A 25119-nucleotide genomic window follows, 5' to 3' on the forward strand; every position below is an offset into this window, starting at 1 on the left:
CCAGGAGCTGGACGATTTGATCAACACGTTGATCTATAAATAGGAAATATTATGAGCAACAGCATCACGACGATTAATCCGACTAATGGCGAAACCCTCGACACCTATGCACTAATGAGCAGCGGTGAAGCTAAGCAGGTAGTTGATGTCTGCTACGAGGCGTTTCTAGAATGGCGTCTTGAATCCCTTGAAAGTCGCGCTAAAACGGTTAAGGCGATTGGCCAGGCGCTTCAAAAGCACAAAGAAGCACTGGTCGACCTGATCGTCAAAGAAATGGGCAAACTGCCTGCGCAGGCACGTCAGGAAGTTGACCTGTGTACCAGTATTTGTGATTACACCGCTGAACACGGCCCTAAAAAATTAGCTGACGATGAGCGCCAGCCTAGCAACGGCGAGCGCGGCTTTGTCACCTATTCTCCAATGGGTGTTATTTACGGCATTCAGCCCTGGAACTTCCCGGCTTATCAAGTGGTGCGTTACTCCATCGCCAATCTGATGGCGGGTAACGGTGTACTGCTTAAGCACGCTGAAAATGTTACCGGCAGCGGACTCCTGCTGGAAAAGATTTACCGCGAAGCAGGGCTCCCCGAGAATGTTTTCCGTACGATCGTGATTTCTCACGACGTGTCTGATGAAGTCATCGCTCACCCTGCGGTACGCGGTGTGACGCTCACCGGCAGCGATGGTGCAGGCCGCAAAGTCGCTGTTAAAGCCGCTGAGCACCTGAAAAAGACGGTGCTTGAGCTGGGATCAAATGATGCCTTCTTAGTGCTTGATGATGCAGATCTGGATGTCGCGGTTGAAACCTGCGTTCAAGGGCGTGTGTACAACGGCGGTCAAACCTGTGTGGCGGCCAAGCGTTTTGTAGTGACTGAAAAGAACTATGATGCGTTCAAAGAACGTTATGTCGCTCGCATGCAGGCATTGAAAGCAGGCGATCCAAACCAGGAAGGTAGCGACCTTGGCCCCATGGCTCGTGTTGATCTGCGTGATGGCCTCCACGACCAGGTCGAAGAAAGCGTTCGCAAAGGCGCCAAAATCCTCTGCGGCGGTGAAAAGCCCTCAGGTAAAGGCGCGTTCTACCCGGTCACGGTGCTGGACAACGTCACTCCTGGTCAGCCTGCTTACGACGACGAACTGTTTGGCCCGGTGGCGGCACTCATTCGCGCCAAAGATGATGAAGACGCTATGCGTATCGCCAACGACAGCCGTTATGGCTTGGGTGGCGGTATTATCTCAAAAGATGTTAAGCGCGCCACAGAGCTTGCCAGCAAATATTTTGATACCGGCATGGTGTATATCAACGGCTTTGGTGTCGCGACCCCAGAAATGCCCTTCGGTGGCGTCAAAAACTCCGGTTACGGTCGTGAACACGGTGGCTTCGGCATGCTTGAGTTCGTCAATGTCAAATCAGTCATCGTCGTTCAAGAGTAATACAGTGAGCAAACGCAACATGTAGTAAGTTGTGAGCTGTAAAAAAACAGCGCCGCAGGCCTTCATCAGGCCTGCGGCGTTTTTTTGTAGCGCGAATTTCTAAGAACTTAAATGTTGCTCATTGGAACGGCGATGCCATAGTTTTAAGCCTATCGCCATCACCACCCAGGTCACAAGCGCTGCGATCACATCATCTAACACAATGCCAAAACCACCCTGCACGTACTCGGCTAGATGAATCGGCGGTGGTTTTAACGCATCGAAAAAACGATAAACAACGAATGCCAGCGCCATCACCAGCGGATGGCGTGCGGCTTTTAAACCGATGACCGCTAGCGGAAACGCCACATATTCATCGGCAACGATGCTGCCATGATCCAAACCGGCAAATTGTCGCGCAGCGATATGGCAGACCGGCACCGCAAGCACCACTAGTATCGCGATAATGGCCCCCTGCTGGCTAAGCGGGCGGCTCAGCAGCCACCACGCTATTGGGATACCCAGGAGTGAACCAAAAGTACCTGGTGCAAAGGGTAATCGCCCCAATCCAAAACCATTCGCTAGCCAAATATTAAGCGTTTCCAGCATTAGCCAGCCTGCTGAGCTTGATGCTCAAGCTCAGTCGTCATCTCTTTGGGTAGATTAAGAGCACTGGCCAACTGGTCTAGCCAAGCACGCTCCATCGGGTTTTGATCATCGGTGACAGCGACGCTCATCAGATACATCTCACGCGCAGCCTGTGGGGAGTCCGCTTCGCGAGCCAGCGCCTGGGCATCCAGCGGCGCTTTTAGCTGCTGCTCTACCCAGTTATGCATCTCTTGGTCGGCGCCCAGCGCATCGATTTGTTCGGTAATCAGCGTCTGCTCTTGCTCATCAATGTGGCCATCGGCACGCGCGGCCATGATCATCGCCTGCAGCAACTCAAGGCTACGCCGCTCTTGGAATTCACCGCTGAGCACTTCTACCCGCTCACCCTCTGCCGCACTTGCCTGCTCAGTGGAAGGCTGCTCGCCGCCGCCCTTAGCCGCTTGCGAACTCTGCCATGCCTTCCAAGCCAGCATGCCCACGCCCGCAATAGCGCCATACTTGAGCGCTTTGCCGCCCATGCTGCGGCCACGTTTGGAACCTACAAGCATCCCCATGGCACCGCCGCCAAGCAGGCTCTTTACATCAAAACCACCGGATGAGCCGCTGCCTTGACTACTGCCGCTACCGCCACCGAACTGCTTAGAAAGCCCGCTCAGCATTCCCTTAACATCGACACCGCTACCGCTGTCACCACCGCCCTTCTGACTACCGCCGGCTTGCTTCATCAGCTGCTGCAAAATTTTGCTTGCGTTCATCCTTGTACTCCTAGGTCGATATTATCTTTAGGCCCGTTTAACAATTAACCCACGTTATAAAACATACTGTATGAACGCAGCGTGAACTAGCGCTGGCTCTAGCATCAAAACAATCAGGCATCAAAGAAGTGCACCCTTTATTTCCACCGAACTACCGTGGCGGCTGGCCTGCACGTCTATACGGACGGGCATTTGCTCTTTGAGTTCACTAACGTGTGAAATAACGCCGATCATGCGCCCGCCCATTTGCAATTCGCTAAGCATAGCAATGGCTTGATCCAAGGCATCTTGGTCCAGGCTGCCAAATCCCTCATCAATGAATAGTGTATCCAGCTGAATACCGCCAGCGTAAGCCTGTACAACGTCCGAAAGCCCCAGCGCCAGCGCCAGCGCAGCCATAAATGATTCACCGCCGGAAAGTGTCGCTACCGAGCGGTTCTTGCCGGTATAGGTGTCCGCTACATCCAGCTCTAAACCCGAGGCTTTATTGCCCTTAGATGGATCTTCTCGACGCACTAGCTGATAGCGGCCGCGACTCATGCGCACCAGCCGCGCGGAGGCTTGAATCAGCACGTCATCCAGCAGTACCCCCAACACGAAACGCTGCAGACTAATCCGATGCCCGGTGCGGCCATTAGCGACCTCGCTTAGCGTGCCCCACAGCTGATATTGGGCTTCAAGCTCTGCCTGAGCCGCGTGGGCTGTCTTAAGCTTATACTGGGTATTGGTTAACTGCACTACGCGTGCCGCCAGACGTTGGTAGGTTTCATCGCAGGCTTGCTCGTGGGCCTGCGCTGCGGCCACCAGTTCAGCGAGTGCCTTTACGTCTGGCGCCGTCAGCCCCTCAAGACGAGCCTTGCTGGCCTCAAGCTGGCCCTCTAGCTTGGCAAGCACCTGCTGAAAGCGCGTAACGGTTTCAGCCAACGCTTGGCGCGCCGATGTTTCCAACCGGGCCTGCAAAAAACCTGCATCATTTTCAAACACGCTACGCTCAAGCGCGCTGCGCCATACTTGCTGGGCGGTGGTTAATGCCTCGGTCGTAGCTGCTGCACGTTGAGCGCTATCCGCCAGCGTAGTGTCAGCCTGGGCAAGCGCCGTTTGTACCTGATGGGCAGCCTCTTGGGCAGAGTGCCACGCCGCCTCGCCCTGCTGAATCTCATGCTGTAAGTGGCTCAGCTCTGCCTGTATTGCCTCAAGCGATGAGTACGCCTCAGGCAGCGCCGTGCGCAGCTGCTCGCACTGAGCCTCTAACTGGTGGCAGCGCTTTTGAGCCGCCTCTACCTCGGGCTGTTGAGACTTTATCTGAGCATCCAGCGCTTTCCAGTCGCTACGCCGCTGCTCAAGGGCAAGTTCCTGCGTCTGTATGTATTGAACAAGTTCTTGATGGCGCGCCACATCGCGCTGGCTTTGCTGGCAGGCGGCCTCCAATGCGGCGAGTGGCTCGCTACTCCACTCGCCTAGCGTGCGGCGCAACTGCTCGCTCTGCTCATCGCTATAGCTAAGCTGCTGGGCTAGCCGCTGTTGCAGCTGTTGGGCGTTTACCAACGCCTGCTGCGTCTGCTCGTAGTCCATGCGCGCACGCTTTACATCCGCCTGGGTCACGGGTGCCTGCTCTGGCGCGGCGGGTGCGGGATGCTCGCAGCTGCCGCAAACCGGGCAAGGCTGGTGAAGCTCCAGCCGCGCAGCCAGGAGTGCTGCCTGGCCCTGATGCCAGTGCATTTCTTGCTCAGTGGCTCGCTGCTGACAGCGTTCGAGAGTCTGCTGGTGATTTTCTACTTGGCTATTCGCTTGAGCTGCCTGCTCAATGAGCACACTGCGCTGAGCGTCAAGCCCCGCCAGCGTGTGCCGCTGGTCACGCAGAGTCTGGCGGCTTTGCAGCACTGCTTCACTGCCTGCCAAGCTATTGCGCTCGGCCTGCTGCGCTTTCAACTGCGCGGCGAGCGCCTCTCCTTGCTGAGCGATGGTGTCGCGCTGGCGTAATTGCCGGCCGGCTGTCTGATCTAACGCTTGCCACGCCTCACGGGATTGATTAAACGCCTTTTCGACACGGCTTAAGGTTTGAAACTGCTCAAGAGCTTGCTGTAACCGGCCGATCTTTTCTCGACGTTCAGGCAGCTGCTGATAATGAGTTTGCGCCTGCTGCAGCACCTGCTGAGCCTGATGGTAGGCCGTGCGCTGCTTTTCAACGCCCGCTTGGGCTTGCGTATACTCTTGCTGAGCAGTCTGCGACGCTTGTTGCGCCATGTGGAGGCTGTGAAACGGCGCCGCCAGCTCCTGGGTTTGCTCATGCGCGTTTAAACGCTCTTGGGCGCGATTGACCTCGGGCTGTTGTTGTAGCAGCAGGCGATGTTCTTCAACCAGCGCTGCCTCCCGATCAAACAGCGCCTGGTATTCCTTGCCCTGGCGCTCGGCCGCCTGCGCGTTTTCACGCTGCTGTTTAGCGGCGGCTAACGCATCGCTGGCGACCTGCTGATTTGGGATAAGCGACTCCAGCAGCTCACTCAGCGCCGTTTCGCTTTCAACATCGCTGGCTTCTAAAATGCCTTTTACCCGATGCTGATGATCATTGACGTCTCGTATGATTTGATTAGCCTGGGTGCGCAAGCGTTCTTCAATGCGTTGGAAAATATGCGTTTGGAATAGCTGAGAAAAAATGTTTTCTCGTTTGGCGGAATCTGCTATTAGCAGTTCGCGAAACTTACCCTGCGGCAGCACCATCACTTGACGGAACTGGTCAGCGTTCAGCCCCATGAGCGCCTGCACCTCAGCTGTCGCATCGCTGACCTTACGCGCCACCAGGCAGGTATCTATCTCGCCTTCCGTGGTTAGTCGCCATAGCTGCGCCTCAGCGCTATGGGTGGTGGTGCCTTCGCCGCGCGCTTTGGGGCGCTCCTGCTGGGGCACACGCCTGACCCGGTAATCGACGTCGCGCAGGCGAAAACTCAGCGTCACTTCCGTTAACAGCGTACCGGCCGCCTGATCGCAGCGCATCTGCGTTGGATCGCGGTCATTGCCGGTGGTCTGGCCGTACAGCGCGAAGCAAATGGCATCTAGAATCGAGCTTTTACCCGCCCCAGTCGGGCCGTTAATAAGAAATAGCGGGCTTTTACCCAGCGCAGTAAAATCGATGTTTTCAGTACCGGCAAAAGGGCCAAACGCCTGCATGGTCAGGGTTAATGGCGTCATCCTTGAACCTCATCGCGCTGCAGCTGGTTAATGAGCTCTGCCATGGCCTGCGATTGCTCTTCGCTCATTGCTTCTCCGCTGGTTTGATTGAAAAAATCACCAAACATATCCAGCGCATCAAAGCGTAACCGCTCCCGATCAAGCTGCTGCCCTCCACGGCTTTCTAACATGCCCGGCTTCTCCAAATGCAGCACGTTGGGGTAAACCTCGCGCAGCTTACCCATCGGATCAAGAATGGCGTGGCGATCGGTTAACCGCACCAGCAGATAGTCATCGGCATTTGCATCCGTTCTACCCTGGGCAATCAAGGCGTCAATTTCACCTTCTAAGACGCGCACTTCACGGCTGGGTAACAAAGGCACCTGCTGAATATGCGTGACGCCACCGGCGTCTAAATCCACCAGCGTAACGCCTTTGCGCTGATTGGCTTCAGAAAAGCTGTACTTGAGTAGTGAGCCGCTGTAGCGAATGTGCTCGCCGCCGCGATACTGCGGGCCATGCAGGTGGCCAAGCGCCACATAATCAAAGCCTTGCATGGGTTCCCAGGCAACGCTTTCAGCTCCGCCTAGGGTAAGCGGGCGCTCCGAATCTGACGCGCTGCCGCCATCCACAAAACAGTGGCTCATCAGTATGCAGGGGCGCGTTGGGTGGCGCTGTTCGCCAATCCGCTCGACCAAATAACGATGGGCACCGTCAAAATCATGTACGTCGACCTTAAAGTGACTGCGCACATGCTCAGGATCAGCGTAGGGAATACCAAAAACATCTACCTCAACGCCATTTATAGTGAGCGTCACGGGAGTCGCAAAGTCAGCTAGGTCAGAGAGAATATGCAGCCCGGCTTGGCGCAGGTGCCGCGCGCCAAACCGCAGCCGTTCAGCGCCATCGTGATTTCCTGAAATCATGATGACCGGGAGTTTGCGCACCTCACACAGCGCATGCAGCACCTCATCCAGCAGCGTTACCGCGGCGGAGGGAGGCACCGAGCGATCGTAAATATCACCCGCGATCAGCACCGCCTCGACCTTTTCACGATCAATGATCTCAAGGAGTTGGCTGAGCACATGACGCTGGTCATCCAGCAACGAAAGATTGTGAAATAGCCGCCCCAAGTGCCAATCCGCGGTGTGAAGTAGTCGCATAACGGGCTCAACTGCAAAGGATGTAGCGGCATCATAACAATCAACCCAGCCAATCGCCCAATAACAAAAAGCCCCGCTCAAGGCGGGGCTTTTAGACACTAGCACGGCATATTAGCGGCGGAAGGCGTCTGGATAGCTGGTTAAGTCAACGTTCCACATCACCGGTAGCATGAAGTAAACCGCTGCCACTATTAACAGCATGGCAATGATGTTGATCCAGAAGCCAGTACGCACCATTTCAATAATTTTAAGCTTACCAGTGGCGAAGATAATCGCGTTTGGTGGCGTACCCACCGGCAGCATAAAGGCGCAGTTAGCCGCCATAGCAGCAGGCACCATCAGCACGAAGGGGTGAATATCCAGCGCTAATGCTAGTGACGCCAGCACCGGAAGAATCATCGTCGCCGTTGCGGTATTTGAAGTGATTTCGGTTAAGAACAGCACCATACCCGTTGCCAGCAGGATCACCAGCAGGAAGTTAGCACCTTCCAGCACGCTCATCTGTCCGCCGATCCACTCCGCTAAGCCTGAAGAACCGAAGCCTGCGGCAATTGCCAGGCCTCCTCCGAACAGCAGCAAAATGCCCCAAGGTACGTCTTTAGCAACGTCCCAACCTAGCAGGCAGCCGCCTTTGTTCTTGGAGGGAATCAAAAACAGCAGAATCGCGGCAAAAATAGCGATCATCGTGTCACTGATACCAGGAATATTGATGATCTGCCCTTGCCATAAAAAGGAGCGGGTAATCCACAAAAAGGCAGCCAATAGGAACACCGCCAGCACCGCTTTTTCTTCAAAGCTAGTAGCGCCTAAGGCAGCCTTTTCTTTGTTGATGAGTTCACGGCCGCCCGGCAAATGATTAAATTTGATCTGGAAAAATACGCGTGTCAGCAGTAGCCACGTGATGAATAGCAGTGCAACGACAACGGGGAAAGCAAACATTAACCAGCCAGCAAACGAAATCTCGATACCAAAAAGCTCGTTAACAATGGCCGCAAGAATAATATTGGGCGGCGTGCCAATTAGCGTGCCCAGGCCACCGATAGTGCCGCCATAGCCAATACCAAAAATCAGCGCTTTGCTAAATTTATCAATTTCACCGCTGTAGTCATCATCGCTTTTTTTCAGCTCTTGGCTCACTTGGTAAACGATAGCGGAACCGATCGGCAGCATCATCATAACCGCCGCCGTATTGGATACCCACATCGATAAAAAACCGGTGGCGGCCATAAAGCCAAACACGATGTTATTAATGCTGGTACCCAATACAGCAATAATCGACAGCGCGATACGCTTGTGCAAATCCCACTTTTCCATGGCCAGCGCGATCATAAAGCCGCCTAGGAATAGGAAAATAATCGGATTGCCGTAGGCAGCAGTAACCGTATTGCCTTCAAGCGCACCGGTTATCGGCAGCAAAATAATGGGCAATAGCGAGGTAACGGGAATAGGAATGGCTTCCGTGATCCACCACACGGCTACCCACAGCGTGGTCGCAAGCACCATGCGCCCTTCAAAGCTTAAGCCTTCGGGATGAAAGAACATCACGACAAAAGCAAAGAGCAAAGGCCCAAGCAGTAACCCCACTTTTTGCGGAGGCGTGTAGGCCGGTGGCTTAGGGTCAGGGGATGGCTCTCGCTTGGCATTGGAAGCCGCTGCCTTCGCGGCACCACCGGTAGGTAGTGCGCACATCAATAAGTTTTTGGCTTGGTAATGGGAATTCCATAGCTGATCCCATACCGTCATCAGGGCAGTTTTATGCATACAATTAGCGTCGCTTTCGAGATATTGGTGATCGGATGTCGAGGATGAGCGCGTAGCCGGTTAGTCGACTAATACGCGTTGTTGGTACTCCTATGACGCCCTTTATTTCACTGCAATAGGTATTCAGTCCAGTCATTTACCCTAACTTGCCACCAAAGTCTAACAGCCTTTAGTTCTAATTATTAGTTATCACTAGCGATGACACGGGGCTTCTGAGCACGTAAGTTATTACCACTGTTAACTAATTTCTTATATGCAGATTAAGGAGTCGCGTATGCTAGACCGATGGACCATGCCGCTGACCCAGCGGCCCCTCAAGCGATTCGCCAACGCCTTGCACAAGCGGCGTATAACGCCCGACCAGGTCACGCTATGGGCTTTTTTCATCGGCATAACCGCCCTACCCCTGTTAGCCTGGGAGCACTATGGCCTCGCCTTACTCGCCATTGTACTCAATCGAATCGGCGACGGCGTGGACGGTGCATTAGCGCGCTTAAGTGGCAGCACCAGCGAGGCAGGCGGATTCCTTGATATCGGGCTAGATTTTGTTTTCTACGCCGCTGTCGTGCTTGGTTTTGCGCTGGCCAATCCAGCCCAAAATGCACTTGCAGCGGCTCTACTGCTGTTTGCCTTTATCGGCACCGGCACGTCGTTTCTGGCGTTCGCCATTGCCGCTAAACAAAAATCCCTGGCGCGCCCCAACTTTCCTAACAAAGCGTTCTATTATTTAGAAGGATTAACCGAGGGCACTGAAACCGTACTCGCGCTAGTGCTTTTTTGCCTTTTCCCCGATCACTTCTCGATCCTAGCGACCCTTTTTGCCAGTGCATGTATTGTCACCACGGCAACACGCCTATGGGGAGGCTACTGGACACTGCGCAGGCATGAAGCCGACTAATATAGCGTATGCTCAAACGAAGGATGACACGCTCTCTCAGGGATGATGACAGATGAAAGATCGTGATTTAACGGCACAGAATCATTTATTTGCAGCCTTGCCGCCTGACGCTAAACGACGGCTTACGCCGCTAATGGAATTGCTACACTTGTCGTTAGGCCAGGTGCTTTACGAACCGGGCGTTACGTTAGCGCACGTTTACTTTCCTATTACTGCGATTGTTTCGCTTCTGTATGTCACCGAAAACGGTGCCTCGGCGGAAATATCGGTCGTCGGTAACGAAGGGCTGGTTGGCATTGCCGTGTTTATGGGAGGAGAAAGCACAACCAATCGCGCTATCGTGCAAAGTGCCGGGCAAGCTCTGCGCTTACCCGCGGCGAGCTTACGCGAAGAGTTTGGCCGCCATGAAGCCATGCTCCACTTACTATTGCGCTATACCCAAGCGCTGATTACTCAAATGGCACAAACGGCGGTCTGCAATCGCCACCACTCGATTGACCAACAGCTGTGCCGCTGGCTGCTGCTATCGCTAGACCGCCTGCCCGGCAACGAGCTCATCATGACCCAAGAACTCATTGCCAATATGCTTGGCGTGCGGCGTGAAGGCGTCACCGAGGCGGCTGGCAAGCTGCATAAGCTCGGTGCCATTGACTATCGACGCGGGCATATTACCGTTCTAAACAGAGCATTACTGGAACAGCTTAGCTGTGAATGCTATGCCGCCGTAAAAGCAGAAAGTGATCGCTTAATGCCCTATCAATGCGCTTAAAGCTTTAAAGAAACTGGTTGTAAAAAAACTCATCCAAAATAACCCATCACTAATAACTAATAACCCACTTACAACGCTTAAATATCTAAACAAAGCGCAATTAATCCATGCTATGTGCGCTAGCGCACGGACGAAGTCACGCGGCAAGACCATTGTCCTGGTAAGGAAGCACCGTTTGTGTGGCCCCTGAGGCGCACTCTCACCAGGATGGAATCTGTGAAACAACTTCTCCGTTTTGTGCGTCCGCACCATGCGTTTGCAGCGCCGTGGAATTCTACTATCCCCGTTAGAGAAGAGCTCTTTAGCGCAGAGCGCCTGGAACAGCATGCTGGCAGCCTGGCACTGGCTCAAAAAGTGACCAGCACGCCACCTAAGGTAGTATCGCTAACTCGACGACTCGACGATAACGCGCAAACGCTGCTAAGCGTTTATCGCGCTAGCGCATCAGCGCTCGCCAACAACCGCGATATCGTGCCCGCGGCCGCCTGGCTGCTTGATAACTATCACCTAATTGAATCTCAAATCCGAGAAATTCGCAGTGATCTTCCCCCCGGCTACTATCGCCAGCTACCCAAGCTTGCCAGCGGCCCATTCGCCGGGTATCCAAGAGTGTTTGGCATCGCATGGGCGTTTATAGCGCACACCGACAGCCATATTGATCTGGCTAATCTACAAACCTTTATCAGCGCATACCAGCGTGTTCAACCGCTCACCATTGGCGAGCTATGGGCCGTTGCTATCACGCTGCGCATTGTGCTGGTTGAAAATCTGCGGCGGCTGGCCGATCAAATGATCAGCGAACAGACGGCGAGAGACGCAGCAGATGAGCTGGCGGCTAAATGGCTAACGCCGCCCGATCAGCCAGCGGTAATGGCGCTTGATACCTTGAGTGAAGGCATTCGAACCTTTAATTTTCACAAAGGAGCGCTGGCCGAGCCGTTTATCGCTCAACTGGCTAAACGAGTGCGCGGTCTCGACCCGCGCAGCAGCCCGCTTATTGGCTGGCTAGAGGAACAGCTTCGCCTTCAAGGTGAAACCATTGATGAAGTGGTTCAGCACGCGCAGCAGCGCCAAGGTGCTGCCAACGTTAGCGTGCGCAACATCATCACCAGTATGCGGCTGGTCTCCAGCATCGACTGGGCGGAGCTGTTTGAAAGCGTCAGCTTAGTGGATAAACGGTTAGGCCAGCACAGTGGCTTTGAGCAGTTAGATTTTCCCACCCGCAACCAGTATCGCAGCGCATTAGAGCAACTCGCCCGTGGCTCTAAGCACTCAGAGCTTGAGACTGTAGATGCAGCGCTTTTGCTATCGCAAAAGGCAGTGAAAAGCACTGGTGATCCCATTGAAGCTGCCCGAATGGGTGATCCTGGCTACTTTCTAATTGGCTCTGGGCGCACTGCTCTCGAAAAAGCGGTGGGGTTTATTCCCACCCCTCGCCAACGGCTGCGACGCACACTTATTCACTACGGGATTCGCAGCTATATCCTGACGGTGGCGGTGGTCACGCTGTGCTTAATGGCGCTGGCTGGAGGGCTATTAGTCACCCTGTCATTGGCGATAAATGATGTAGCGCTAACCTGGCTACTTCTACTGGGCGTACTCGCACTGCTGCCCATCGCTGAAGTGGCTACACTGATCGTTAACCGCCTGTTTATTAACTTCATCGCTGCCCAGCCGCTGCCCAGCCTCGATTTCTCTAAAGGTGTGCCTGCCCACTGTCGTACGCTGGTGGTCGTGCCAACGCTGCTAACCGGTGAAGAGGAGCTGCGTGAGCAGATTGAGCGCCTGGAAATACACCATTTATCCAGCGGTGACGGGGCACTCGCCTATGCGCTGTTGACTGACGGCGTTGATGCCCATCACGCGGAATCCCCCGAAGAAAAAGCGCTATTAACCACGGCCCACACGCTGATCGAGCAGTTAAATGAACGTTACGGCCTGACCGGTAGCGCTCAAGCGCCAGCCAGCTCCCGCGTCATCGGCAGCGAGAAGCGCTTTTTCTTACTGCATCGGCGACGGGTATTCAACCGTAGTGAAAACACCTGGATGGGCTGGGAGCGTAAACGCGGCAAACTGCATGAGCTTAACCGTCTATTGCGCGGAGCCACCGACACCACCTTTATCAACCCACCCCCAATGCCTGGTGATATCCGCTATGTGATCACCCTAGATGCGGATACACGACTGCCTCGCGGTGCGGCAAGTCGGCTGATCGGTAAGATGGCACACCCGTTAAACCAGCCGCGTCTTAATCAGCGAAAACAGCGAGTGGTAGAGGGTTACGCGATTTTACAGCCTCGCGTCACCCCATCGTTACCTACCGGTGGCGAAGGTTCTATCTATCAGCGGCTCTTCTCAGCCCCCGGCGGCATTGACCCCTATGCCGCCACTATTTCAGATCTTTATCAGGACTTAGTCGGCGAAGGCTCGTTCGCGGGCAAGGGCATTTATGCCATCGATGCCTTTGAAACATCACTGGCGGATCGAGTGCCTGACAACAGCCTGCTCAGCCATGATTTGTTTGAAGGTGTCTTTGCCCGCGCAGGGCTCGCTTCAGATATTGAGGTGATTGAAGATTTTCCGGCAAGGTATGACGTTGCTGCTAAGCGACAGCACCGCTGGACTCGCGGCGACTGGCAGCTACTCCCGTGGCTAAAAACCTCAGCCTTGCCGCTCACCGGGCGGATGAAAATGCTGGGCAACCTGCGCCGCTCGCTATTGCCACCCTTAATACTTGCAGGCTTTGCCGCCAGCTGGCAGTTACCGCTCAGCATGGCCATCATCAGCACGCTATTGCTTTTAGTCATGATGGGAGCCCCGGTGCTGCTCTCGTTAGCCACATCCTTTATACCTTTCCGGGCGAAAGCCAAGCTACGCCATCATTATCATCTTTGGTTTGACGAGCTAACCCTAGGTAGCAGCCAAGTGTTGCTGCAGGTGATTTTTTTACCCGACCAGGCGTGGCGCATGCTGGATGCCATTGTCAGAACCTTAAACCGTGTGTTGATTACTCATCGGCACCTGCTTGAATGGACCTCAGCGGCGCAGTCAATGAAAAGTCCGGCGCTGAGCGTCTTAGGGTTCTATCAGCGCATGGCACCAGGCACCGCGCTGGGGCTAGCGGTAGCCGTTAGTGCGCTTTGGCAAGCAGGCTATGTGTGGCCAATTGCAGTACCTATGGCGCTACTTTGGTTGGCTGCACCGGCCGTTGCCTGGTGGTTAAGCAGCAATAAAAGTGCCGTGGTTCAGCCCGTTATTTCGGTCGATGAAGCCCTTGAGCTGCGCGTGATTGCGCGGCGCACCTGGCGTTACTTTGAAACCTTTGTGACCGCCAACGATAACCGTTTACCCCCGGATAACTTTCAAGAAGACCCGCAGCCCGTACTGGCTCAACGTACCTCACCCACTAATATGGGGCTGTATCTTCTTTCCACACTGGCCGCCCGAGATTTTGGCTGGCTAGGCACCCATCAAGCTTTAGAACGCATTGAAGCGACGCTTAGCGTTATGCTGACGCTGCCACGCTACCGTGAGCACTTCTATAACTGGTACGCGACTCACGACCTACGCCCGCTGAACCCGCGCTATGTGTCCACGGTTGATAGCGGCAACCTTGCGGGTCACCTTATCGTGATCGCTAACGCCTTCGAAACCTGGCAACAAGCCACCTATCTACCAGACCCACGCGTAGGCATCGCCGACACCTTATATCTTGCTCGTCAGGCACTTGCACAGGCCTCAACGCTGCCGGAAAAAGACGTGGTTCAGCTTAGCGTAGAATTTGATGCCATTGAGGTTCAGCTGAAAGGCACTGCGATGGGATCAGAGTGTCTGGCAAATATCGCGCTACTCATCGACAAAACCTTCAGCTTGGTAAGCAATAGCGAGGATCTGCTGTTCTGGATACAAGCACTGCATGCCACCGTGGCGCAGCACCGCCAGGACAGAGAGAATCAAGAGGATCAGCCGCGTCAGAAAAACAGCCTACTCGTCTTGCGTTTGGAGAAACTGGCTGAGTCCGCTAGACACCTGGCAATGGGGATGAATTTTGCGTTTCTATTCAATACTGAGCGCCAGCTGCTGTCGATTGGCTATTCGCTGGATGACCACTGCCTGGATACCAGCTGTTACGATCTGCTGGCTTCCGAGGCGCGGCTAGCCAGTCTGTTTGCGATTGCCAAAGGCGATATTCCTACTCGACACTGGTTTCGCCTGGGCCGTGCAGCAACCCCATTAACGTTCGGCTCTGCGCTGATCTCGTGGTCAGGCTCTATGTTCGAATACCTGATGCCCTCACTGGTGATGCGCGCCCCCGGCGGCAGCCTGCTCGAACAAACCAATCGCCTGGTGGTGAAACGCCAAGAGACTTACGCCGCCCAGCGCTCTGCCCCCTGGGGTATTTCCGAATCAGCCTACAGCGCCCGAGATTTAGAGTTCACCTACCAATACTCCAACTTCGGCGTGCCCGGCCTAGGCCTCAAACGGGGGCTCTCTGCTGATCTAGTGATCGCCCCTTATGCCACCGGCTTAGCCACCATGGTTGACCCCAGTGGAGCCTGTCGTAACTTCAAGCATTTAGCTGAGATGGGCGCCTTAGGCCGCTACGGCTACTATGAAGCGCTCGACTTTACCCGTTCAAGGCTGCCCGCTGATGAAACCGTTATCATTGTGCGCAGCTTTATGGCCCATCATCAGGGCATGACTATCGTGGCCATTGCCAACACCTTAAATCATGGTCAAATGCGCGCGCGCTTTCACCGTGAACCCATGATTCAGGCCAGCGAACTCCTGCTGCAAGAGCGTGTTCCCCGCGATGTCGCCATCCTTCATCCGCGCGCTGAAGAGGTGAAATCAACCGCCAGCCAGAGTATTAACGAGGCACAAACGATGCGCCACGTTTCTACCGTGGCCACTGCCGCGCCGGTGACGCATTTACTCTCTAACGGCTGCTACTCAGTGATGCTAACGGCCAGCGGTGGCGGCTATAGCCGGTGGCGCAACATTGCAATTAGCCGCTGGCAGCCGGATGCCACCCGCGACCACCAGGGAAGCTTTATTTTTCTACGCGACAGCCAATCTCCCAGTATATGGACCGCGACAGGACAAATGGCTAGGCACGCGGCCGACATCACCGACCAGCATAGCCAGGTAACCTTTGCCGAGGACTATGCGCGCTACACGCACCGTCACAACGAGATAACCACGCATATGGAAGTGCTGGTATCCGGCGAGGACGATAGCGAAGTACGCCACCTCTCGCTGACTAACAGCGGCCGCCGTGCCCGCGACATCGACATTACCTCTTATTTAGAATTAGTGCTGACCACGCCGGATGCCGACAATGCTCACCCGGCCTTCGCTAAAATGTTTGTGGTTACCGAGTATTTGGAAGCCTTCAACGCGCTAGTGGCCACGCGTAGAAAGCGCACGCCTGACGAAGAGCCGGTATGGGCGGCGCACTTTGCCGTCGTGGAAGGCGATACCGTGGGCGAGCTGCAGTTTGAGACCGACCGCGCCCGATTCTTAGGCCGTGGTAAAAGCATGCTGAGCGCCGCCGCGCTTAGCGACGGGCAGCCTCTATCAAGCACGGTCGGCAGCGTTCTGGACCCGATATTTGCGCTGCGTTACCGCCTTCGCCTAGCGCCAGGCAAAGCCGCGCGGATCGCTTACTGGACCGTAGTGGCCCCCTCGCGCGAAGCGCTTCTCGACTTAATCGATAAGCACCATGACCACAGTGCCTTTGAACGCGCCAAAACGCTGGCCTGGACCCAGGCTCAGGTTCAGCTTCGCCACCTAGCCATTCAACCTGATGAAGCCGCTGATTTCCAACGCTTGGCCGCGCCGATTTTATATCCAGACGCCCGCTTTAGAGCGCCTGCCGATGCCATAGAGCGAGGCGCTGGGCCACAGTCACGGCTTTGGCAACATGGAATTTCCGGTGATCGGCCCATTGTGCTGCTGCGCATCGACACGATTGACGACCTTGCCCAGGTACATCAGCTGCTGCGCGCGCATGAATACTGGTGCATGAAGCGCCTAGTCGTGGACCTAGTGATTATCAACGAACGGGCCTCCTCCTATATTCAAGACCTACAGCAAGCGATCGAGACCGCGGTACTCAGCAGCCAGGCGCGGCCACATTTGCGCTCTGGCCATGTCCACGGCAGCATCGTGGCGCTGCGCGCTGATCTAATGAGCCTGGAAGCCCGCATGCAGCTGCAGTCGGTGGCCTGCGTTGCGTTAATGGCGCAGCGTGGCAACATTGCCCAGCAATTAGCCTTGACGCTGCCCGCCCATCCCGCTAAATCGGTGCTTTCAGACTCCGACTCTCCCAGGCGCACCTTACCCAAACACAGCCCGATTAAGGCCAGCGAGCCCGCGAATGCGCCGCTTCCAGCGCTTGAGTTTTTTAACGGCCTGGGCGGCTTTGCAAACAATGGACGCGAGTACGTCACGATACTTGATGAAGGCAGCTCAACACCCGCCCCTTGGATTAACGTTATCGCTAACGAGGGCTTTGGCTTCCAAGTATCGGCAGAGGGCGCGGGCTACCTATGGGCGGACAATAGCCGCGAAAACCAGCTAACGCCGTGGTCAAACGACCCGGTGGCAGACCCCTGTGGCGACGTAATCTATGTTCGCGATGAAGAGTCGCTGGCACTTTATACCGCGACCGCCCAACCGGTGCGGGATCAGGGCCGCTACCTAGCGCGCCACGGTTTCGGCTATAGCCAGTTTGAGCATCAAACCGACGGTATCGCGCTTGAGTTACTACACTTTGTTCCCTTAGATGCCCCGCTTAGGGTTTCACGATTAAGGCTTAGCAATCACTCAGACCGGCCACGCAAGCTATCGGTGACCGCCTATGCAGAGTGGGTGCTGGGCACATCGCGCAGCGCCTCAGCACCGTTGCTAATTTCGCACCCGGATGCTGATAGCGGTGCACTGCTGGTAGAAAAGCCGTGGAACATTGCCTTTCCAGGCCGAGTAGCGTTTGTCGATGTCGGTACTCAGCCTGCCTGCTGGACAGCCGACCGCGGCGAATTCATTGGGCTTGGTGGAAGTCTTTCAGCGCCTGCGGGGCTACGCACTAAGGCGGCACTGTCTGGCGCTCACGGTGCGGGGCTAGATCCGTGTGCCGCACTACAGCGCAGCGTGACGTTAGCGGTGGGCGAAAGCGTGGATGTCGTCATATTGATAGGCCAAGGAAAATCAACCGCTGAGGTGCAGGCGCTGATTGCGCGCTATCGCCAGGCCGACATTGACGCTGAACTCGCCAAGGTTAGCGAGCATTGGCAAACGCAGCTTAATGCCGTGCAGGTAACCACGCCTGACCGCGCCACGGATATCATGCTCAACGGCTGGCTGCTTTATCAAACCATTGCCTGTCGGATCACCGCTCGCTCTGGGTTCTATCAAGCCAGCGGCGCGTATGGCTTTCGCGACCAGTTGCAAGACGGCATGGCGCTGACCTTTTCCAGTCCCGAAACCACTCGCCAGCACCTGCTGCGGGCCGCATCGCGCCAGTTTGTTGAAGGCGATGTGCAGCACTGGTGGCTGCCGCACTCTGGCCAAGGCGTGCGCACGCGCATTTCCGACGACCGAGTATGGCTTGCCTATGCCTGCGCCCGGTATATCGCGACATCTCATGACGCAGATGTGTTAGATCAGCCGGTAAGCTTTCTCGAAGGCGCCCTGCTCGCACCTGACGAGCACGACTGTTTTTTCCAGCCGATGGTCGCGGCAGAAAGCGCCTCGTTATTTGAGCACTGCGCCCGCGGGTTAGACCAGAGCATGGCGCTAACGGGCGAACACGGCCTACCGCTAATCGGCGGAGGCGACTGGAACGATGGCATGAACCGTGTTGGCGAGGCGGGCAAAGGCGAGAGTGTCTGGTTAGGCTGGCTGCTGCTACACACCCTTGAGCTTTTTTTACCCTTTGCAGAGCAGCGCGAGGCTAGCAGAGCCCAGCGATGGCGCGTCCACGCAACGGCGCTGCGCCTAGCGTTGGAAAGTAACGCCTGGGATGGCCAGTGGTATCGGCGCGCCACTTTTGATGACGGCAGCTGGCTGGGCAGCAAGACAAGCGATGCGTGCCGAATTGACTCGATTGCCCAATCCTGGGCAGTGCTCTCGGAAGCAGCAGAGCCGCACCGGGCGGCGCTTGCCATGGGTTCGCTGGAACGCGAACTCATCCGGCAAGACGAACAGCTTGCGCTATTGTTCTGGCCACCTTTCGACCAGCCCGAGCGCGACCCTGGCTATATTAGCGGCTATCCACCGGGCATGCGTGAAAATGGTGGGCAGTATAGCCATGCGGCCATGTGGGCGATATTAGCCTTTGCTAAGCTCGGAGAAGGCGACAAGGCACATGCGCTCTTTGCGCTTCTCAACCCGATTAACCATGCTAAAACGGCCGATGAAACAGCTCGCTATCGCGTCGAGCCCTATGTTGTCGCCGCTGACGTGTACTCCGTTGCGCCGCACACAGGGGGCGGTGGCTGGACGTGGTACACAGGCTCGGCAGGCTGGATGTACCGGGCGGGCATTGAGGGGATCTTGGGTATCCGGCGGGAAGGTGAATGGCTGGTTATCGCACCCTGCTTACCTAGCGACTGGCCAGGCTTTAGCGCCACCTTCAGCATCGATGCCACGCACTATGCCGTCACGATAGCCACGACAAACGACGCAGCTTATGCCCTACTGGATGGCCATTCACTGACACGGCAACAGGGCGATGTTCGCATCCCTCTAGACGGTGAACGCCATCAGCTTGAGATGTTCATAGCGCAAGCATCCGGCGGTGTGGAATAGCAGAAAGTGCGCTATCGATGCCGCTGCGACCCCTGCTCTGAGCGGCACTCGCCTCAGTTGGCAGGGGCCAAGATAGTCATCAATGAGGCTTTAATCTAGATGATCAAGCGTCACGATAATGTCTTGGGTTGAGACATCGACGTTCCAAAAGGTATAGCTATCTTCATCTTCATCCACAAGGCGTATATCGAAGTAAGGGTTGGTATAACCGGTCAACGTGACACGCTGGGTATCACCGTTCATCAGCACATCGTTGCCCAGCACGTCTTCTTCCCAACTTTTTGAATTTCCTGGGCTGACATACATATAGACGAGGGTATAGCCGGTACGGTTAGTAATATCCACATAATAGTCAGCAGCTACCGCGAATGATGAAACCATTAGCGCTACAAGACCAACCAGCAACGTTTTGATACGCATTGGACGTTTCCTTTTTCATTCTTCTTTTGGGAAAGGGGTTTAGCATTGAGGGAAGCGCAATCAAATAGAGCCGATCACGCTGGCTAAGAATAGCGTTCTCCGGATTTATAATAAAGTATCGTTCGCTTTTTACAGCACGTTAAGGCATACCCCGATGGTTTTCTAAGCTACAAATACTCGGACTCATTTAAGCGCACTAAGATGCTCTTGGATGGTCGTTACTATATGGTGGGCGGTTCCCTCCTGAAAACGATAGCGCGGAACGCTAACGCTGATCGCCCCCGAAACCCGCCCATCGACGCCATTCACCGCTTGACCGAAGCAGATGATACCCAGCTCATTTTCTTCATCGTCAATGCCATAGCCCTGCTTGCGCGTCACCGCCAGTGCACCACGTAAATCCTTCAAGTTCGTCAATGTTTTTACTGTGATTGGTTCAAGCTTTAGCCGCGTCAGGTATTGTTCGCAGGCTTCTTCACTCAGTGCGGCCAAGTACGCCTTACCCACCGCGGTTGAGTGCATAGGCACCGGCATACCGATATAAGAAGCCATGCGCACGGCATCCGCCGATTCGACCTTATCGATAAACGTCATGTGGTAGCCATACGGAATCGCCAGATGCACGGTCTCCCCCGTCTGCTTACTGATCTCATGCATCACGCCCCGCACCCTCTCGCGCAAATTACTGCGGGTCAGCGATTGATGTGCCAGGTGAATTAACTGACGGCCAAGAGCGTATTCATCGCTGAGTGGGTTGCGCTCAATAAAGCCCTCCTGTTCAAGCGTTTTGAGCAGGCGATATACGGTAGGCCGCGGCAAGCCCAGGCGCTCCTGAATATTTTTTGCGTGCGCGTCTGGGCCTAACTCCGGAATGACTTGCAGCACGCGTAAACCTTTGACGAGCGCTGCGGCCCCTTGCACCGGCGGGCGCTGGGTAATGGAATCAATCTTCTCGCTCATACGTCCTCCAAGACGAATGTCTAATATCGCGCGACTTAACCGTGATTGACGTGGTGGCCTGCGTGTCTTAAATTTCAATTGTCCACATTATGAATTAAATGTCCACATTATGGACGGAGATAAGATGACCGACATTCAAGAACAACACAAACGGATGCCTTATCAGTACGCCCAGCCTGCGGAAGCTGCAGCGGATATTGTCGTGCCGCACGCCATTCCCACAGACGAGCGTATTTGGGTACCCCAGGCTGAAAACGTTCATTTCCGCCCCCTGTGCCTCAACGTTTCACAAGGCTACTGGGTGAACTTGCTGCGGGTGCGTAAATCCGGCGTTCTGAGCCGTCATCGTCATCCCAATCCCGTGCATGGTGTAGTGCTCAAAGGCAGATGGCGCTACCTCGAACACGACTGGGAAGCCACGGAGGGCAGCTACGTTTATGAGCCTCCAGGGGAAACACATACCTTGGTAGTGGATGACGATGTTGAGGAAATGATCACGCTATTTCAGGTGAACGGCGTGATGTACTACGTCGATCCGTGGGGCAAGCATCTGGGGTATGAGGATGTTTTCTCTAAAATTGATATGTGCCGCAAACACTACTCAGAGTGTGGTCTGGGCAGCGATTACGTCGACCAGTTCATTCGCTAAGCCCATTACTTCTGCTTCATTTATGCAAACAACTCTCCACGAACAACAAGTAATAAGGAATGCATCCATGAAAATATCCTCGTCTCCCCTCGTTCTCGGCGCCGGCTTTCTGGCCATCGCCCTATCGGCAGGGGCTGCTCAAGCCGACTACCCCGAGAAGCCTATCCAACTGATTGTGCCTTGGTCTGCTGGCGGTGGTACGGACGCCGTTGCGCGCCAGTTAGCGAGTGGCTTACAGAAAGAGCTAGGACAGCAGGTCAACGTCGTCAACCGAACCGGCGGAGCTGGCGTTATCGGCCATACGGCGATCACCATGAGCAAGCCCGATGGCTACACGCTTGGCCTGCCGACGGCTGAAATCACGACGTATCGGCATATCGGCACGTCAGCCATTTCATATGAAGACCTTACCCCCATCGCGCTAGTTAACTTTGATTCTGCCGCCTTCAGTGTCAATGCGGACTCCGGCTGGGATTCGTTAGAAGCCGCGCTCAACGACATTAAAGCTAACCCTAATCAGTACACCGTTTCTGGTTCAGCCCCGGGGGCGGCTTACCACTTGGCCTTTGCTGGCCTGCTTAACCAGCAAGGCATTGATCCCAACTCTGTCGCGCTTGTGCCTAGTGAAGGTGCCGCGCCTGGACTACAAGAGTTAGCGGCCGGAGGCGTGGACTTCGTATTCTCGTCACTGCCGGAATCTGAGTCCATGCGCCAAGCAGACCGTATTGATACGCTCGCCGTATTCTCAGATGAGCGGCTGTCGGCTTTCCCTGACATTCTTACCGCCGCAGAGCAGACCGGCCAGCCTTGGACAGCCGGCACATGGCGCGGGCTAGCGGGCCCCAAAGGGCTGCCTGAGGATATCGTCGCAACGCTTGCCGAAGCTGCTCAGAAAGTTTACGAGTCCGATGACTTCCAGTCTTTCATGCAGCAGCGTGGCTTTGGCACCGAGTGGAGTGGACCCGAAGAGTTCCTTCAGTTCATGACCGAATCAGATGCTAATAATGCCGAGATCATCGAAACGCTGGGGCTGGCCCAGTAAGGCCGGAAGACCATGCGTATTCACGATTTTATTCTGGGGCTTTTAACCGTTCTACTAGGCTGTATTACCGTTTGGCTCTCAAAAGACTTTCCCTCTCTTCCGCGCCAGGATTATGGCGCGGGAACCTTCCCCACTCTAGTGGCCATCTTATTAATAGCGATGGGCTTGATACTTTGCCTACGCGGCTGGATTCGCAGAGGGCCGTTAATTATTTGGCAAGACGCTATCCCTATCGGTCATGTGCTGTTCTGTATCATGGCCGTGGTAGTAGCAGTGACAGGCTACATACTCCTAGAACCTGTTCTTGGCTTTCCCATTGTGTCACTGGTCATGCTGACCGTGCTCATCGGCATCTTCACTAAGGGCAGATGGTGGCTAGCGATTAGCGTGGCTACCGTGGCGACGCTCATCATTTGGCTAACCTTTGCTGAGCTACTGCTCGTTCCGCTGTCATTAGGCATCCTAGAAGAGGTGATCTACTAATGCTGGAACTACAGCAATCATTAGCGATGGTCTTTGATTGGCAAGTGCTGCTGGTGATTCTAGGGGCTTCAATTTTCGGGCTATTCATTGGCGCGATCCCTGGACTAACCGCCACCATGGCAACAGCCTTGTTAGTCCCACTCACGTTTTTCATGGACCCTCTTCCCGCCATCGGCGCCATTGTGTCAGCAACGGCGATGGCGATCGTCGCGGGCGATATACCGGGCGCACTGCTACGCATACCCGGAACCCCCGCATCGGCCGCTTATACTGATGAAGCGTATCTCATGGGTCGCCAGGGGAAAGTGGGTCAAGCATTGGGCGTCAACTTGGTTTGCTCTGTCGTGGGCGGCGTCATTGGCGTTGCGATTCTGGCTTTTTTTGCGCCCCTAGTTGCTGAGTTTGCCATCCAGTTCACCAGTGATGAGTATTTTTGGCTGGCCCTGCTGGGTCTTTCCTGCGCGGTGCTCGTATCGGGAACCGATCCTGTGAAAGGGGCAATCTCAATGCTGCTGGGTCTGCTGATTTCGATGGTGGGCATGAGCTCAGTGTCAGGGCAGATGCGGTTTATCTTTGGGGTGCCTGAACTGCTCAACGGCATTGCGATTTTACCGGTATTAATTGGCCTATTCGCGATAGCAGAGCTGCTGCGCCGTCTGCCTGAAATTGGCACGATGTCGCTGTCTAAAATGCCGCTTGTTAAGAAGCCTTTCGAAGGCGTCGGCGGGCTGCTGTGGAAATATAAAGGCGGGGTGGCGCGCAGTAGCTTGCTGGGTACGCTCATCGGCGCACTGCCCGGAGCCGGTGCGGATATCGCATCGTGGATAAGCTATGCCTTGGCACGCAAACTCTCGCGCACACCTGAGAAGTTTGGCACCGGACACCCGGAGGGCTTGGTATCTGCAAGTTCAGCCAATAACGCAGCGCTTTCAGGCGCCTACATACCTGCCCTTGTATTCGGCATCCCCGGTGACACCATCACGGCGATCATTATCGGCGTACTGATGATGAAAGGCATTACCCCAGGGCCGGACGTATTCACCACCGATGCGGTATTAGTTAACGCGATTTTTATTGTCTTTATTCTCGCCAATCTCTTGCTGATCCCGCTTGGTCTACTCGCGATACGAAGCGCTCGGCATATTTTGTCCGTCCCTCACGGCGTGCTGTATCCGCTGATCTTACTATTCTGCATCGTCGGCGCCTATGCGGCCAATAACAGCATGCTCGATATCTGGATTATGCTGATTTTAGGCTTATTTGCGTATGTCATGGTCGAGCACGACTTCCCTATCGGACCAATGATTCTTGCGGTCATTTTAGGGCCGGTGGTCGAAGGCAATTTCCTGCGCTCAATGATCAAAGCCAACGGCGATATGTTGATGCTGTTTGACCGCCCGATTGCGGCCACGCTAGGCACCCTCGCCGTGCTGGTTTGGGTCGCGATTATCGCATCTGCCCTTATGTCAGCCGCCCGCCCCCAGCCCAACGTAGCCAATAAGGAAAGCACATGAAAACAGTGGTTGTGATTGGAGGCAGCAGCGGCATTGGCCGGGCAATCGCCTCCGCCTTTGCAGAACAGGCCAGCGTTCATGTAACGGGCGTTGAGGCGTCAGACAACGGCGTGACTGATTTCGGCGCCCTTCAATATCAGCTAGATGTTCGCAATGACGAAGCCGTGACGACGTTCTTTGCTCAATTCACTCGCATTGATGTGCTGGTTAACTGTGCGGGCGTCATCCTACGCGGTGGTAAGGAATTTACGCCTCAAGGTTTTGCCGATGTCGTGGATATTAATCTAAACGGCACCCAGCGTTGCTGTCAGGCGGCCTTTGAAGCGCTTAAGAACGCAGGTGGCTGCATTATCAATACGGCGTCAATGCTGTCATTTTTTGGCAGCGGATTTGTTCCAGCCTACTCCGCATCTAAAGGGGGCATCGCTCAGCTGACGCGCTCACTGGCGATTGCTTGGGCGCCTGAAGGCATTCGTGTCAATGCGCTAGCGCCCGGCTGGATAGCGACAGAATTAACGTCAGCGCTGGTTCAAGACAAAGAGCGTTCAGCAGAGCTTATAGACCGAACCCCCATGGGTCGCTGGGGAGCGCCCGATGATTTGACAGGGCCCGCCTTGTTTCTGGCATCACCCGGAGCAAAATTTGTGACCGGCGCCATTCTGCCGGTGGACGGTGGCTACGCCGCCCGTTAAACAATCTTTATC

Annotated in this window: 16 protein-coding genes; 9 read left to right on the forward strand and 7 right to left on the reverse strand. The window is 55.2% G+C overall.

What is annotated here, in order from left to right; all coding sequences use genetic code 11:
* Positions 1-51: 51 nt before the first annotated feature.
* Complete coding sequence (locus KUO20_RS11715; protein WP_235040039.1) at positions 52-1434, forward strand: NAD-dependent succinate-semialdehyde dehydrogenase; 1383 nt, start codon at positions 52-54, stop codon at positions 1432-1434.
* A 99-nt stretch (positions 1435-1533) separates the two neighbouring features.
* On the opposite strand, the gene KUO20_RS11720 is transcribed toward KUO20_RS11715, so the two are convergent.
* From KUO20_RS11720 to KUO20_RS11740, 5 genes are all read right to left on the reverse strand, one after another.
* Positions 1534-2022 (reverse strand): phosphatidylglycerophosphatase A family protein, encoded by a 489-nt coding sequence (locus KUO20_RS11720; RefSeq protein ID WP_235040040.1) that lies wholly within the window; start codon positions 2020-2022, stop codon positions 1534-1536.
* Entirely contained in the window at positions 2022-2777 is a 756-nt protein-coding gene (locus KUO20_RS11725) for a tellurite resistance TerB family protein (protein ID WP_235040041.1), read from the reverse strand. Before KUO20_RS11725 ends, KUO20_RS11720 begins: the two co-directional genes overlap by 1 nt.
* Positions 2778-2897: 120 nt before the next feature.
* A complete protein-coding gene (locus KUO20_RS11730) occupies positions 2898-5963 on the reverse strand; it encodes an AAA family ATPase (RefSeq protein WP_235040042.1) in 3066 nt (1021 codons plus the stop codon).
* On the reverse strand, positions 5960-7105 hold the full coding sequence (locus KUO20_RS11735) for an exonuclease SbcCD subunit D (protein WP_235040043.1): 1146 nt from the start codon (positions 7103-7105) through the stop codon (positions 5960-5962). The genes KUO20_RS11730 and KUO20_RS11735 overlap by 4 nt, the downstream gene beginning before the upstream one ends.
* Before the next feature lie 111 nt (positions 7106-7216).
* A complete protein-coding gene (locus KUO20_RS11740; RefSeq protein ID WP_337926479.1) occupies positions 7217-8848 on the reverse strand; it encodes an SLC13 family permease in 1632 nt (543 codons plus the stop codon).
* A gap of 292 nt (positions 8849-9140) precedes the next feature.
* On the opposite strand from KUO20_RS11740, the gene KUO20_RS11745 reads away from it, so the two are divergent.
* The 3 genes from KUO20_RS11745 (at position 9141) to KUO20_RS11755 (ending at position 19347) form a co-directional block, all read left to right on the forward strand.
* Complete coding sequence (locus KUO20_RS11745) at positions 9141-9764, forward strand: CDP-alcohol phosphatidyltransferase family protein (protein WP_235040045.1); 624 nt, start codon at positions 9141-9143, stop codon at positions 9762-9764.
* A gap of 52 nt (positions 9765-9816) precedes the next feature.
* The gene (locus tag KUO20_RS11750; RefSeq protein ID WP_235040046.1) at positions 9817-10533 is read left to right on the forward strand and encodes a Crp/Fnr family transcriptional regulator; all 717 of its coding nucleotides are present in this window, start codon (positions 9817-9819) and stop codon (positions 10531-10533) included.
* A 207-nt stretch (positions 10534-10740) separates the two neighbouring features.
* Positions 10741-19347 (forward strand): glycoside hydrolase family 94 protein, encoded by an 8607-nt coding sequence (locus KUO20_RS11755; protein ID WP_235040047.1) that lies wholly within the window; start codon positions 10741-10743, stop codon positions 19345-19347.
* A gap of 90 nt (positions 19348-19437) precedes the next feature.
* On the opposite strand, the gene KUO20_RS11760 is transcribed toward KUO20_RS11755, so the two are convergent.
* Both KUO20_RS11760 and KUO20_RS11765 read right to left on the reverse strand, forming a co-directional pair.
* The gene (locus tag KUO20_RS11760) at positions 19438-19767 is read right to left on the reverse strand and encodes a hypothetical protein (protein WP_235040048.1); all 330 of its coding nucleotides are present in this window, start codon (positions 19765-19767) and stop codon (positions 19438-19440) included.
* 183 nt (positions 19768-19950) lie between these two features.
* Positions 19951-20727: an IclR family transcriptional regulator gene (locus KUO20_RS11765; RefSeq protein ID WP_235040049.1), complete on the reverse strand. Its 777-nt coding sequence runs from the start codon at positions 20725-20727 to the stop codon at positions 19951-19953.
* A gap of 124 nt (positions 20728-20851) precedes the next feature.
* Here KUO20_RS11765 and KUO20_RS11770 point away from each other — a divergent pair, with 124 nt between their 5' ends.
* The 5 genes from KUO20_RS11770 (at position 20852) to KUO20_RS11790 (ending at position 25107) form a co-directional block, all read left to right on the forward strand.
* Positions 20852-21376 (forward strand): 2,4'-dihydroxyacetophenone dioxygenase family protein, encoded by a 525-nt coding sequence (locus tag KUO20_RS11770; protein WP_096278628.1) that lies wholly within the window; start codon positions 20852-20854, stop codon positions 21374-21376.
* Between the two features lie 67 nt (positions 21377-21443).
* Positions 21444-22418: a Bug family tripartite tricarboxylate transporter substrate binding protein gene (locus KUO20_RS11775; RefSeq protein WP_235040050.1), complete on the forward strand. Its 975-nt coding sequence runs from the start codon at positions 21444-21446 to the stop codon at positions 22416-22418.
* A 12-nt stretch (positions 22419-22430) separates the two neighbouring features.
* A complete protein-coding gene (locus tag KUO20_RS11780) occupies positions 22431-22901 on the forward strand; it encodes a tripartite tricarboxylate transporter TctB family protein (RefSeq protein WP_192535949.1) in 471 nt (156 codons plus the stop codon).
* Positions 22901-24415, forward strand: coding sequence for a tripartite tricarboxylate transporter permease (locus tag KUO20_RS11785; protein WP_235040051.1), 1515 nt, complete (start codon positions 22901-22903; stop codon positions 24413-24415). The genes KUO20_RS11780 and KUO20_RS11785 overlap by 1 nt, the downstream gene beginning before the upstream one ends.
* Positions 24412-25107, forward strand: a complete 696-nt coding sequence (locus tag KUO20_RS11790; RefSeq protein ID WP_235040052.1) for an SDR family NAD(P)-dependent oxidoreductase — start codon at positions 24412-24414, stop codon at positions 25105-25107. The genes KUO20_RS11785 and KUO20_RS11790 overlap by 4 nt, the downstream gene beginning before the upstream one ends.
* Positions 25108-25119: the final 12 nt, after the last annotated feature.

The sequence above is a fragment of the Vreelandella profundi genome (assembly GCF_019722725.1).
Classification (GTDB): Bacteria; Pseudomonadota; Gammaproteobacteria; order Pseudomonadales; family Halomonadaceae; genus Vreelandella; species Vreelandella profundi.

Bases quoted from the DNA above. Each gene is read 5' to 3' on its own strand.
- KUO20_RS11715 (WP_235040039.1), top strand. From the start codon at position 52: ATGAGCAACAGCATCACGACGATTAATCCGACTAATGGCGAAACCCTC.
- KUO20_RS11720 (WP_235040040.1), bottom strand. From the start codon at position 2,022: ATGCTGGAAACGCTTAATATTTGGCTAGCGAATGGTTTTGGATTGGGG.
- KUO20_RS11725 (WP_235040041.1), bottom strand. From the start codon at position 2,777: ATGAACGCAAGCAAAATTTTGCAGCAGCTGATGAAGCAAGCCGGCGGT.
- KUO20_RS11730 (WP_235040042.1), bottom strand. From the start codon at position 5,963: ATGACGCCATTAACCCTGACCATGCAGGCGTTTGGCCCTTTTGCCGGT.
- KUO20_RS11735 (WP_235040043.1), bottom strand. From the start codon at position 7,105: ATGCGACTACTTCACACCGCGGATTGGCACTTGGGGCGGCTATTTCAC.
- KUO20_RS11740 (WP_337926479.1), bottom strand. From the start codon at position 8,848: ATGACGGTATGGGATCAGCTATGGAATTCCCATTACCAAGCCAAAAAC.
- KUO20_RS11745 (WP_235040045.1), top strand. From the start codon at position 9,141: ATGCTAGACCGATGGACCATGCCGCTGACCCAGCGGCCCCTCAAGCGA.
- KUO20_RS11750 (WP_235040046.1), top strand. From the start codon at position 9,817: ATGAAAGATCGTGATTTAACGGCACAGAATCATTTATTTGCAGCCTTG.
- KUO20_RS11755 (WP_235040047.1), top strand. From the start codon at position 10,741: ATGGAATCTGTGAAACAACTTCTCCGTTTTGTGCGTCCGCACCATGCG.
- KUO20_RS11760 (WP_235040048.1), bottom strand. From the start codon at position 19,767: ATGCGTATCAAAACGTTGCTGGTTGGTCTTGTAGCGCTAATGGTTTCA.
- KUO20_RS11765 (WP_235040049.1), bottom strand. From the start codon at position 20,727: ATGAGCGAGAAGATTGATTCCATTACCCAGCGCCCGCCGGTGCAAGGG.
- KUO20_RS11770 (WP_096278628.1), top strand. From the start codon at position 20,852: ATGACCGACATTCAAGAACAACACAAACGGATGCCTTATCAGTACGCC.
- KUO20_RS11775 (WP_235040050.1), top strand. From the start codon at position 21,444: ATGAAAATATCCTCGTCTCCCCTCGTTCTCGGCGCCGGCTTTCTGGCC.
- KUO20_RS11780 (WP_192535949.1), top strand. From the start codon at position 22,431: ATGCGTATTCACGATTTTATTCTGGGGCTTTTAACCGTTCTACTAGGC.
- KUO20_RS11785 (WP_235040051.1), top strand. From the start codon at position 22,901: ATGCTGGAACTACAGCAATCATTAGCGATGGTCTTTGATTGGCAAGTG.
- KUO20_RS11790 (WP_235040052.1), top strand. From the start codon at position 24,412: ATGAAAACAGTGGTTGTGATTGGAGGCAGCAGCGGCATTGGCCGGGCA.